10 protein-coding genes are annotated in these 12,343 nt (G+C 60.9%); 5 read left to right on the plus strand and 5 right to left on the minus strand.

Features of this window, described 5'->3' with window-relative positions:
• Window positions 1-249: 249 nt before the first annotated feature.
• The 3 genes from KHA73_RS09370 (at window position 250) to KHA73_RS09380 (ending at window position 4,775) form a co-directional block, all read left to right on the plus strand.
• Entirely contained in the window at window positions 250-1,818 is a 1,569-nt protein-coding gene (locus tag KHA73_RS09370) for a glucan biosynthesis protein G (protein ID WP_234590490.1), read from the plus strand.
• A complete protein-coding gene (gene mdoH, locus KHA73_RS09375) occupies window positions 1,811-4,372 on the plus strand; it encodes a glucans biosynthesis glucosyltransferase MdoH (RefSeq protein WP_234590491.1) in 2,562 nt (853 codons plus the stop codon). Before KHA73_RS09370 ends, mdoH begins: the two co-directional genes overlap by 8 nt.
• 175 nt (window positions 4,373-4,547) lie before the next feature.
• Window positions 4,548-4,775, plus strand: coding sequence for a YceK/YidQ family lipoprotein (locus tag KHA73_RS09380; RefSeq protein ID WP_234591234.1), 228 nt, complete (start codon window positions 4,548-4,550; stop codon window positions 4,773-4,775).
• A 6-nt stretch (window positions 4,776-4,781) separates the two neighbouring features.
• Here the strand turns inward: KHA73_RS09380 and KHA73_RS09385 are convergent, their stop codons facing one another.
• Together KHA73_RS09385 and KHA73_RS09390 are read right to left on the minus strand one after the other, a co-directional pair.
• Complete coding sequence (locus tag KHA73_RS09385) at window positions 4,782-5,327, minus strand: GNAT family N-acetyltransferase (protein ID WP_234591236.1); 546 nt, start codon at window positions 5,325-5,327, stop codon at window positions 4,782-4,784.
• Window positions 5,328-5,347: 20 nt separating this feature from the next.
• A complete protein-coding gene (locus KHA73_RS09390; protein ID WP_234590492.1) occupies window positions 5,348-5,725 on the minus strand; it encodes a MysB family protein in 378 nt (125 codons plus the stop codon).
• A gap of 193 nt (window positions 5,726-5,918) precedes the next feature.
• On the opposite strand from KHA73_RS09390, the gene leuA reads away from it, so the two are divergent.
• A complete protein-coding gene (gene leuA, locus KHA73_RS09395; protein WP_234590493.1) occupies window positions 5,919-7,595 on the plus strand; it encodes a 2-isopropylmalate synthase in 1,677 nt (558 codons plus the stop codon).
• Here the strand turns inward: leuA and KHA73_RS09400 are convergent.
• The gene (locus KHA73_RS09400) at window positions 7,558-8,346 is read right to left on the minus strand and encodes an AraC family transcriptional regulator (protein ID WP_234590494.1); all 789 of its coding nucleotides are present in this window, start codon (window positions 8,344-8,346) and stop codon (window positions 7,558-7,560) included. The two genes, leuA and KHA73_RS09400, sit on opposite strands and share 38 nt — an antisense overlap.
• A 198-nt stretch (window positions 8,347-8,544) precedes the next feature.
• Here KHA73_RS09400 and KHA73_RS09405 point away from each other — a divergent pair, with 198 nt between their 5' ends.
• Entirely contained in the window at window positions 8,545-8,943 is a 399-nt protein-coding gene (locus KHA73_RS09405) for a VOC family protein (protein WP_234590496.1), read from the plus strand.
• Window positions 8,944-8,992: 49 nt separating this feature from the next.
• Here KHA73_RS09405 and KHA73_RS09410 read toward each other — a convergent pair whose 3' ends face one another.
• Window positions 8,993-10,546 (minus strand): peptide MFS transporter, encoded by a 1,554-nt coding sequence (locus KHA73_RS09410; RefSeq protein ID WP_234590497.1) that lies wholly within the window; start codon window positions 10,544-10,546, stop codon window positions 8,993-8,995.
• 474 nt (window positions 10,547-11,020) lie between these two features.
• Complete coding sequence (mdtG, locus tag KHA73_RS09415; RefSeq protein ID WP_234590499.1) at window positions 11,021-12,259, minus strand: multidrug efflux MFS transporter MdtG; 1,239 nt, start codon at window positions 12,257-12,259, stop codon at window positions 11,021-11,023.
• Between the last annotated feature and the right edge of the window lie 84 nt (window positions 12,260-12,343).

Consider the following 12,343-nt stretch of genomic DNA (forward strand, 5'->3'; position numbering starts at 1 on the left):
TGGTGATTTAATCGGATGATCATTAACACGCTTAATAAGTCGTCAAGGGTTAAATCGTTATCTGAAACCCTACTATACCGATTCACATTTTTCCATAGCGTCTTGTTGCGCGGCTTGCTACGCTGGTGTTTCGCCAGCTGCTTAAACAATGAGCCGCAAATATGAACCATCCATTTATCATGTTGTCGGAAAGCTGAATAATCCATTAATATGGATTTAAATGTTTTGAGCACACGAATAGGGGGGGATGTGCTAGTTAATATATTGTCCGGACAACCACGCGCGGCGAGCGTTCGTTGGTTAGGCGCTACCGTATTGTTCACGCTGTTTACTTCGCAGGCTTGGGCTTTTTCCATCGATGATGTGGCCAAGCAGGCGCAGGATCTGGCAGGGAAAGGCTTCGAAGCGCCGAAGAGCAACCTTCCTTCTCAGTTCCGCGAGATGAAGTTCGCGGACTATCAGCAGATTCAGTTCAATCACGATAAAGCCTATTGGAGTAAGCTGAAAACCCCTTTCAAGCTTGAGTTTTATCATCAGGGGATGTACTTCGACACGCCGGTGAAGATCAATGAAGTCACCACCACCAGCGTAAAAGAGATCAAGTACAGCCCGGACTACTTTAACTTCGGTTCGGTCAAGCACGATCCGGATTCGGTGAAGAACCTCGGCTTTGCCGGCTTCAAGGTGCTGTATCCGATCAACAGTGCGGACAAGAACGACGAGATTATGAGCCTGCTGGGCGCGAGCTACTTCCGCGTGGTGGGTAAAGGGCAGGTATACGGGCTTTCGGCCCGCGGCCTGGCGATTGACACCGCTTTGCCGTCTGGCGAAGAGTTCCCGCGTTTCCGCGAGTTCTGGGTCGAGCGTCCGAAGCAGGGCGACAAACACCTGGTTATCTACGCGCTGCTGGATTCGCCGCGCGCGACCGGCGCTTACCGCTTTGTGGTTTATCCGGGCCGCGACAGCACGGTGGACGTCGAGTCCAAAGTGTTCCTGCGCGACAAGGTCGGCAAACTGGGCATGGCGCCGTTGACCAGCATGTATCTGTTTGGGCCGAGCCAGCCTTCGCCGACGCTGAACTACCGCCCGGCGCTGCATGACTCCAACGGCCTGTCGATCCACGCCGGCAACGGTGAATGGATCTGGCGCCCGCTGAACAACCCGAAACATCTTTCCGTCAGCACCTACACCGTCGAGAATCCGAAAGGCTTCGGCCTGCTGCAGCGCGGCCGCAACTTCCGCGATTACGAAGATCTGGACGATCGTTACGATCTGCGCCCAAGCGCCTGGATCGAACCGCGCGGCGACTGGGGCAAGGGCAAGGTTGAGCTGGTGGAAATCCCGACGGCGGACGAAACCAACGACAACATCGTCGCCTTCTGGACGCCGGACGTGCTGCCGGATGCCAAAAAGCCGCTGGCGCTGAGCTACCGTCTGCACTTCACCCGCGATGAAGACAAGCTGCATTCGCAGGATATCGCCTATGTCAGCAAGACCATGCGTTCAACCGGCGACGTGAAACAGTCGAACCTGATCCGCGAGCCTGACGGCAGCGTGGCGTTCCTGGTTGACTTCGTCGGCCCGGTGCTGAAAGGCCTGGACGCCAACGCGCCGATCGCCTCTCAGGTGAGCGTCGGTGATAACGGTGAGATGGTGGAAAACAATGTCCGCTATAATCCGGTGACCAAAGGCTGGCGCCTGACGCTGCGTCTGAAAGTGAAAGACGACAAGAAGCCGGTGGAAATGCGCGCGGCGCTGGTCAATGGTGATAAGACCCTGTCGGAAACCTGGAGCTATCAGCTACCTGCCAATGAATAAGCCTACTCAACCCGCCCAGGATTATCTTGCGGCGATGCCTCTGACCGCTGAGCGGTCGGAGGCGCTTAAATCACAGCCGGCGGCGGATGACGCCCTGGCGCTGGAGGCGCTGCATCGTCAGATGGGCGCCGCCGACGCCAACGTCAACAGCCTGCCGGCGGACGACGTGGCGCTGGCCTCGGTCAAGGCGCGTATTGAAAACGCCTGGCCGGACGCGGTCAGCGATGAAGACTTCGATACCGACCCGGAAGGGCGCACCATTCTCAAGGCGACGCCGCCGGTGAAACGCACCAGCATGTTCCCCGAAGCCTGGCGCACCAACCCGGTGGCGCGCTTCTGGGATTCGTTGCTGGGCCGTACCCCGCATAGCCGCCATGCCTCCAAAGAGGAAGCCGAAGCGGAAAATCGCTGGCGCGCGGTCGGCTCGATGCGCCGCTACGTGCTGCTGGTATTGATGCTGGTGCAGACCGGCATCGCCACCTGGTACATGAAAACCATTCTGCCTTATCAGGGATGGGCGCTGATCGATCCGCTCGCCATGTGGGACCAGGATGTGATGCAGTCGGTGCTGCAGTTGCTGCCTTATGTGCTGCAAACCGGCATCCTGATCCTGTTCGCCATCCTGTTCTGCTGGGTGTCCGCCGGTTTCTGGACCGCGCTGATGGGCTTCCTGCAGCTGCTGATCGGCAAAGACAAATACAGCATCTCCTCCACCATCAAGGGCGATGAGCCGATCGATCCGGCGCACCGCACCGCCTTGATCATGCCTATCTGCAACGAAGACGTCGAACGGGTGTTCGCCGGCCTGCGTGCGACCTACGAATCCGTCGCCGCCACCGGCCAGCTGGAACACTTCGATATCTACGTGCTGAGCGACAGCTACGACCCGGATATCTGCGTGGCGGAGCAAAAGGCCTGGATGGAGCTGTGCCGCGACGTCGACGGCCACGGCCGCATTTTCTATCGCCGCCGCCGCCGCCGCGTGAAGCGTAAAAGCGGCAACATCGACGACTTCTGCCGTCGCTGGGGTGGGGAATACAGCTACATGGTGATCCTGGACGCCGACAGCGTGATGAGCGGTGAATGCCTCACCGGTCTGGTGCGCCTGATGGAAGCCAACCCGAACGCCGGGATTATCCAGTCGGCGCCGAAGGCCTCCGGCATGGACACCCTGTACGCGCGCGTGCAGCAGTTCGCCACCCGGGTGTACGGGCCGCTGTTTACCGCCGGCCTGCATTTCTGGCAGTTGGGCGAATCGCACTACTGGGGCCACAACGCGATCATCCGCGTGAAGCCGTTTATCGAACACTGTGCGCTGGCGCCGCTGCCGGGCGAGGGCTCCTTCGCCGGCTCGATTTTGTCGCATGACTTCGTCGAGGCTGCGCTGATGCGCCGCGCCGGTTGGGGCGTGTGGATCGCCTATGATCTGCCTGGCAGCTACGAAGAATTGCCGCCTAACTTGCTGGACGAGCTGAAGCGCGACCGCCGCTGGTGCCACGGCAACCTGATGAACTTCCGCCTGTTCCTGGTGAAGGGCATGCACCCGGTGCACCGTGCGGTGTTCCTGACCGGCGTGATGTCCTATCTGTCGGCGCCGCTGTGGTTCATGTTCCTGGCGCTGTCCACTGCGCTGCAGGTGGTGCATACCCTGATGGAACCGCAGTACTTCCTGCAGCCGCGCCAGCTGTTCCCGGTGTGGCCGCAGTGGCGCCCGGAACTGGCGATAGCCTTGTTCTCCACCACCCTGGTGCTGCTGTTCCTGCCTAAGCTGCTCAGCATCGTGCTGATCTGGGCCAAGGGCGCGAAAGAATACGGCGGCGCTTTCCGGTTGCTGATTTCGATGCTGATGGAAATGCTGTTCTCGGTGCTGCTGGCGCCGGTGCGCATGCTGTTCCATACCGTGTTCGTGGTCAGCGCGTTCCTTGGCTGGGAAGTGGTGTGGAATTCACCGCAGCGCGATGACGACGATACCCCCTGGGGCGAAGCGTTCAAACGCCACGGCTCGCAAATGTTGCTGGGCCTGGTGTGGGCCGGCGGCATGGCCTGGCTGGATCTGCGTTTCCTGTGGTGGTTATCGCCGATCGTGTTCTCGCTGATCCTGTCGCCGTTCGTTTCGGTGCTGTCGAGCCGGGCGACCCTGGGCATGAAGAGCAAGCGCGCCAAGCTGTTCTTGATCCCGGAAGAATACTCGCCGCCGCGTGAGCTGCTGGCGACGGAAGAGTATCTGCAGCTTAACCGCGAACGCGCCTTGGCCAACGGTTTTATGCATGCGGTGGTCAACCCGTCCTTCAATGCGCTGTCCGCCGCATTGGCGACGGCGCGCCACCACCTGCGCGCGACGATTGAACGCAACCGCGAAGAGCGGGTGAAGGAAGCGTTGGCGCTGGGGCCGGAGAAACTGGTGAAAGGCAAACGCCTGGAGCTGTTGAGCGACCCGGTGGCGCTGTCGCGCCTGCACCAGCGCGTCTGGCTGCAGCCGGAAGGCGCCGCCTGGCGTGAATATTATCAACGGTTGCCGCATAACCCGCTGGCGCATCCGGTGGGGCAGCGTTAACCGCTGGATCCGCAGTTGCGAAAGGGGATGCGCATGGCGCGTCCCCTTTTTTTCGCCCATTGCTTACGTATCGCCGACCAAGCGCCGGCCTAAAAGCATGCTAAAATCCGCCTGAGGCGTTGTTTATTCCGAACAACCCAGGCAAAGAGTCAATGTGGTGAAGCTCCCTTTTCTCATGCGTTTCCCGTTGCTGGTGGCCGGCGTGATGGCCTTATCCGGCTGCGGCAGCATCGTCAGCCGCACCGTGCCCGGCGCCGGGCACGGCCATCAATATTATCCCGGCGTGCAGTGGGATCTGCGCGATAGCCCGTGGCGTTATATCACGGTGATAGACGTGCCGCTGTCGATGGTGGTGGATACCTTTATGCTGCCGTTTGACGCGCAGCATGGCCCTTATGAATAAGGCACATCAGCGCGTGGCGAACACCACCAATTGGTAATCTTTTTGGCCGCTGCGAAAGGGCGCCAGCGCCGTCATGCCGAGGCCTTGCACATGCGCCGCCAGCGAGTGGGGGTTATCGTCGTCGATAAACAGCGCGCCGGCGTCAAATTCGCCGCAGGTATGCGCCCTGACGGCGGCATACAGCTGCTTCAGCACGCCCTTGCCGCGCCAGGCGCGATCGAGGCACACCGGGCCATACATAAACACCCGCTGCTCGCTGAGCGGCGCGCCGTTGAAAGACAGGCCGGCCAGCGTCGCCAGCATGGCGTCCACCACCGGCGGGCGCGGCCGCGCGTCGGTGGACATCAGGCAGACAAAGCCCGCCAGCCGCTCAGCCGCCGTCGCCACCAGAATGCCCAGCCGCTGATTGATGTGCGCCAGCTGCGCCTCGTCCATGCGCGAGACGATGAATCCCTGCCGCTTTTGGGCGTCGCTGAGGTTCTCCGGCACGTTTTGCGCCTGCAGCTGCAGAATAGCGGGGTAGTCTGCAGGGCGCGCCAGGCGAACGGCTATCGAGGCTTGGCCGCAGGGGCTCACCTTTCGTCCCATTCGTCGGCGGCGGCCTGGCCTTCCTCGGTGTCCAGCGGCGGTTCGAGCTGGAAGTCGCCTTCCTCCCACTCGTACAGGGTGTTTTCATCGATCCATTCGGCGGTGATCTCCACTTCGTCGTAGTCACCGTCAAAAATTGCCTGGGCCGCCGCACCGCTGCGCAGCGTCAGGCACTCAACCGACTCGCCTTCCTCTTCGAAGAATTCCGCCTGCCACATGATGTCGCCTTCCTGCATCACGTATTTTTGCAGGTTGAACTGCTGTGGCACCGGCGGTTCGTCGTCATTGCCGCCTTCGGCGAACTCAATAAACTCTTCGCGTGCCGCTTCGATGGCTTCTTCCAGGGTTGCATACAGGCTCATGTTCGCCTCCGTTAACAATGAGGGGATAGGGCAGTGTCATGTCAAACATCAGCATTAATTGTTGCCTCACTCGCTCAGGATGCAAATTTTTTTGTTGTCCGTTTTGCGACGACGATTGTCCGCTAAACGGGAGAAGGGGGCGGCGGTGCGGGAAATAATGGCTTTATCGTTCAGCTACAGCCAGGAGACTCTCATGTTAATCGACCCTTCCGTCAAATATCGCCCGTTCCCGCCGGTGGCGCTGCCAGATCGGCAATGGCCGGGGCATACTCTGCAGCGGGCGCCGCGCTGGTGTTCCAGCGATTTGCGCGATGGCAATCAGGCGCTGGCGGAGCCGATGGACAATGTCCGCAAGCGCCAGTTTTATCAATTGCTGCTGCAATGCGGCTTTAAAGAGATTGAAGTGGCTTTCCCGTCGGCGTCGCAAACGGATTTCGATTTCGTGCGCGCGCTGATCGACGAACGGCTGATCCCGGACGACGTCAGCATTCAGGTGCTGACCCAGTCGCGTGACGATCTGATCGATCGCACCTTCGAGGCGCTGCAGGGCGCCCCTCGCGCCATCGTGCATCTGTATAACGCCACCGCCCCGATGTTCCGCGACATCGTGTTTCGCCAGGACAAGGCCGCCACCGTGGCGCTGGCGGTGAACGGCGCGCGGCGCATTCGCCAGCTGTGCGAACTGCAGCCGGAAACGGCCTGGACCTTTGAATATTCGCCGGAAACCTTCTGTTTTACCGAGCTGGAGTTCGCGCTGGAAATTTGCGAGGCGGTGGCCGACGTCTGGCAACCCGGGCCGCAGCGGCCGATGATCGTCAACTTGCCGGCGACGGTGGAGGTCAGCACCCCTAATGTGTATGCCGATCAGATCGAATGGTTCTGTCGCCGCTTCAGCCGGCGCAGCCAGGTGACGATCAGCGTGCACCCGCACAACGACCGCGGCACCGGGGTCGCCTGCGCCGAGCTGGCGCTGCTGGCGGGCGCCGATCGGGTGGAAGGCTGCCTGTTCGGCAACGGCGAGCGTACCGGCAATGTCGATCTGGTCACGCTGGCGCTGAATTTGTATACCCAGGGGGTGGCGCCGGGATTGGATTTCAGCCGTTTGAAACAGGTGGTCGAGGTGGTGGAACAGTGCAATCAGCTGCCGGTGCACCCGCGCCATCCTTATGCCGGCGAGCTGGTGTTCACCGCATTTTCCGGATCGCATCAGGATGCTATCAAGAAGGGCTTTCAGGCGCAGCAACAGCGGCGGGACGGGCTGTGGCAGGTGCCGTATTTGCCGCTCGATCCGGCAGACGTCGGCTGCAGCTATGAAGCGGTGATCCGGGTCAACAGCCAGTCAGGCAAAAGCGGCGCCGCCTGGCTGCTGGAGCAAAATCACGGTCTGTCGCTGCCGCGCGGGCTGCAAATCGATTTCAGCAAGGTGGTGCAACAGGCCACCGACGGCAGCGGCAAGGAGATGACCACGGCGGAGGTATGGCGGCTGTTTCGCGACACCTACGGCCTGGTGGACCTGCCGCGGCTGCAGCTGCTGAGCTATCAAACGGAAAGCCATGGCGTAGAGGCTTACAGCTTCAGCGCCCGGGTGCTGCGGCAGGGGGAGCAGTTGCGGCTGCTGGGCGTTGGCAACGGGCTGCTTTCCAGCGCGGTTGACGCGCTGCGCCAGCAGTTTGGCCTGAGTCTGGCGATAGAAGATTATCACGAGCATACGCTGGGGCATCAGAGCAGCAGCCGTGCGGTCACCTATATTCGCTGCACCCTGGCGCACGGCGAAGCGGCCTATGGCGTCGGCATTGACGTCGACTCCGCCAGCGCTTCGCTACAGGCGCTGTTCAACGTTGCCGGTCGCTATCTTGAGGCATCTTGCTGAAGTATTCGCTGGGCGCGACGCCCAGCATACGACGAAACATGGCGCTGAAGGCGCTGGGGCTGTCGTAGCCGAGATCCAGCGCCACCTCCAGCACCGAATGCCCGGCCGCCAGGGCATTCAGCGCCGCCAGCAGCCGGGCGCGGCGCACCCAGTCGCTAAAGCGCAGGCCGGTTTCCCGCTGGAAACGCCGTGACAGGGTACGGCCGCTGACGTTGAGATGAGCAGCGGCCTGCTCCAACGCCCAGGGCTGCGCCAGCGATTGCTGCATATGCCGGCACAGCGCCAGCAGGGGCGCGTCGCGCGGTTCCGGCAAATGCAGCGGCAGGATGGGCAACACCCGTAACTCGTCGAGGATCAGCTCCATCACCCGTTCCTCCCTGCCACCCGGCGGATAGCCCGGTGCAATCTCCATCGAGCAGATAATCAGCTCGCGCAGCAGCGGGGATATCTGCACCACCTGGCACTGCGCCGGCAGATCGGCCCGCGCCAGCGGATCGATAAACAACGTCCTGGCCGCCACCTTGCCGGTAATGCGCAGGCTATGCACCACCTGAGCCGGCAGCCAGACGCCGCGCCCGGGAGGCACCACCCAACTGCCCAGACGGGTATTGACCTGCACCACGCCGCTGAGGCTGTGTATCAACTGCGCGCAGTTATGGTAGTGATCGGGTTCGAAATCACCGTGCAGGTAATCCCTGGCAAGCGGCCGGACCGGCTGATTGGCAGGCAGAAAGTCGTGGTACAACAGCATCTTCAGGCTGCTCCTGCTGGAGAGAACGATAAGGCAGCATGCCATGGCGCATCATTTCGCACCAGCCTGTGGCGCCAGGCGCGCCGCATTTCTTGTCAGGTGATCAGTTTGCGCGGAGTTATAAGCTGTCGCAGCTCTTTTGCCTGGGATTGCCCCGTATGGCAACGCCCCATGGCCTATCCTCAAACGGAGATAATCATGTCGACCGAGAAAGCGGTATTGCGCGTTGCGCGTCCCAGCGATCGCCTGGCGGAGATCGCCGCCATGTATTGCCGGGGGCTGGGGTTCGAGATCCTGGGCGAGTTTGTCGATCATCAGGGTTTTGACGGGGTAATGATAGGCCACCCACAGCATGCCTATCATCTGGAGTTTACCCATCACCGCGGTGTGCAAGTGAGGCAGGCGCCGACGCAGGATCACCTGCTGGTGTTCTATCTGCCGGAAGACGACGCCTGGCAGGCGGGGTGCCGGCGGATGCTGGCGGCGGGTTTTCGCCAGGTTGAGGCCTATAACCCCTATTGGGATCGGCTCGGGCGGACATTCGAAGATCTGGACGGTTACCGGGTGGTGCTGCAGCGTCAGGTATGGCGGCAATAAAAAAGCCGGCGCATCAGGCGCCGGCTGAAAGGTAAAAGCTTCGCGTCGGTCAGGCGCTGGTGGCCGGTTTCTGCTCGCTCTTGGTCTGGGTATTTGCCAGCATGCGGCGCACCGGCACGATCAGGACGATCAGCACGGCGGCGCAGATTAACAGCGCAATTGAGCAGCGGGCGAACAGATCCGGCAGCATGTCCAGCTGGTCAGCCTTGACGTGCCCGCCGATCAGGCCGGCCGCCAGGTTGCCCAACGCGCTGGCGCAGAACCACAGGCCCATCATCTGGCCGCGCATTCTTTCCGGCGCCAGCAGGGTCATGGTCGCCAGGCCGATAGGGCTCAGGCACAGCTCGCCCAGCGTCAGCATCAGAATACTGCCGACCAACCACAGCGGCGATACGCCGGCGCCGCCGTTGCTCAGCACGTTCTGCGCGGCCAGCATCATCAGGCCGAAGCCGGCGGCGGCGAACAGAATGCCGATAACGAATTTGGTGATGCTGCTCAGGCGTACCTTGTTGCGCGCCAGCGCCGGCCATGCCCAGCTGAATACCGGCGCCAGCAGGATGATGAACAGGGCGTTGATCGACTGGAACCACACCGCCGGGATCTCGAAGTCACCGATCATGCGGTTGGTATAGTCGTTGGCGAACAGGTTGAACGAGGTCGGTTTCTGTTCAAACGCCGACCAGAAGAAGGCGGCGGAAATCAGCAGGATAAAGCACACCAGCAGGCGCGCGCGTTCCTTGCGGCTCAGGCCGGCAAACACGAACAGGTAGATGAAGTACAGGGTAACCGACGCGGCGATCACGTACACCAGCACGCTGGCGACTTCGACCGGATTAATGACGATCACGCCCTGTGCGATCAGGGTGATAATCACCGCCACGCCGACCGCCAGCGCCAGTAGCCAGGCGCCAACGCCGTTTTTCTTGGCGACCGGGCTGTTCCAGGTGGAGTCCAGACCCACTTCGCGGTCGTAGCGCTTCATTGCCGGCACCGCAAATACGCGGAAGATCACCAGCGCCACCAGCATCCCGATACCGCCGATGCCGAAGCCCCAGTGCCAGCCGTGCGATTTAATCAGCCAGCCGGAAATCAGCGGCGCAATGAACGAGCCCATGTTGATGCCCATGTAGAACAGCGAGAAGCCGCCGTCACGGCGCGCATCGCCCTTCTTGTACAGGGTACCGACCATCACCGAGATGCAGGTCTTGAACAGGCCGGAGCCGAGCACGATGAACATCAGCCCGATAAAGAACAGGTTGTTGCCCATCACGGCGGACAGGGCGATCGACAGGTGGCCGAGGGCGATCAGGATCGAACCGTACCACACCGCTTTGCGCTGGCCGAGCCAGTTATCCGCCAGCCAGCCGCCCGGCAGCGCGGCCAGGTACATGCTGCCGGCGAAGATGCCGACGATCGCCGAAGCGTTTTCGCGCGCCAGCCCCATGCCGCCGTCATAGACGGTGGCCGCCATAAACAGGATCAGTAACGGTCGAATGCCGTAAAACGAGAATCGCTCCCACATTTCGGTGAAAAACAGCGAGCCAAGCGGATAAGGGTGGCCGAAGAAGGTCCGGCTTTCTTGTTTATTAACAGAGGATTGCATAACGTCTTCCCAATAAAGTGCGCCGCATGGCTGCGGCAGATACTGTGGTATGTATGTGTATTTAAGCAAGGTGATCCACCCAATGCGGATTACCCGACAAAACCTCAGCCGCAGCGCCCGTAAACCGTGGAAAGCGCGCCGGCCATTTTTTCACTTAGCCGATGTTTTACATCTGGCGTGATATTATTTAACCATTTGATAACTGGATGATGGTTTTGTCTAGTCCCTGTATCCCATTTTTTAGATGAAAAGTCGACAAACATCTACTTTCTTGGTTTTTACGTTGGTTATGACAGGAATATGATTGACAGCGGCTTTTATGCGCTAAAGGTTAATTAACCTTTTATAAACAAAGCGTTGTGCTAAGATTTTTCTTAATGGAAGGGGAAGGCGCCGTCCGGCGGGAAGCATTACTAAAAGTAGGGTAAACGGCGCGTTGCCCCGCTCAAGGCAAAAAACTGGCGATAAATTGGGCTATCGCTCTTCCTGCAGGGTGTCTTCACGCGTTCGCGCCGGCCGGCGCTGCAGGCACCACCACGAATACGCGGCATTGAACAACACCACCAGCGCGGTGACGCAGAATACCGCCCGGAAACCGTAGCTGGCGGAGACCGCGGCGCCGAGCAACGGGCCGCTGACGTTGCCGACGTCGCGGAACGATTGGTTATAGCTGAAGATACGCCCGGCGACCTGATTGGTGCAGTTGTATATCAGCAACGTCTGAACCGCCGGCAGCAACGCGCCGTCGGCGGCGCCCAGCAGGAAACGCAATACGCCCAATTGCCAGGGCGTTTGCACGAAGGCCATCGGGATCAGCAGCAGCACCGATACGATCAGCATAAACACCAGGATGCGCTCAGGCCCGATGTGATCGCCCAATTTACCCAGCCGCGGTGCGCTCATCAGCGCCGCCACGCCGGGCACCGACGCGATCAGGCCGCTGATAAACGCCAGGTTGTGAGTGTCGCCGGCCAGGTCACGCACATACAGCGTCAGGATTGGCGCGATAGAACCGGTAGCAACCTGGATAATCAGGGTAGTGACGAACAGGCTGAGGATCAGCTTTGGGCTTTTCAGCGAAGCGAAAACCTGCCGCGCGTGCAGCATGTCTTTTTTCTGTACCGGGGTGAACTGCTCTTTAACGCACAGCAGCGTCAGTACAAAGCAGGCGAACAGCACGGCGGCGGTGATATAGAACACCGGGCGCAGGCCGTACTGGTCGGCCAACAGCCCGCCGATCAGCGGGCCAATCAGCGCGCCGCTGACGCCGCCGGTGGACAGGGTGCCCAGCGCCCAACCGCTGCGATTGCGCGGCACCTGGGTAGCGATCAGCGCGTTGGCGTTGGGGATAAAGCCGCCGAGCAGCCCCAGGACGGCGCGCAAAGCGAGGAACTGCCAGATATTCTGCGCCATGCCCATCAGCGCCATCACGATGGCCATGCCCAGCGCCGAGCGCAGCAGCATCAGTTTGCGGCCGCGCCGGTCCGCCAGCCCGCCCCAGAAGGGCGAGGCAATCGCCGAAAACAGAAAGGTGATGCTGAACACCAGGCCGGACCACATGTTCAGCGCCTGGTGGCCGGTAACGCCCAGCGCCTCCACGTACAGCGGCAGGAACGGCATGATCAGGCTGAAGGCGGCGCCGGTGAGGAAACACCCCAGCCAGGTGACGAAAAGATTGCGTTTCCAGTTAACAGGTTCCGATACCGGGGCCATAAATTACCGTTGCCGAGTGGGTGGCGCGCTTTGCCCGTGGGCGCAAAAGGGGGCAAAAGGGGGCAAAGCGTGAAGGTTAGCCTG

The sequence above is a fragment of the Serratia entomophila genome (assembly GCF_021462285.1).
In the GTDB taxonomy this organism is placed as follows: Bacteria; Pseudomonadota; Gammaproteobacteria; order Enterobacterales; family Enterobacteriaceae; genus Serratia; species Serratia entomophila.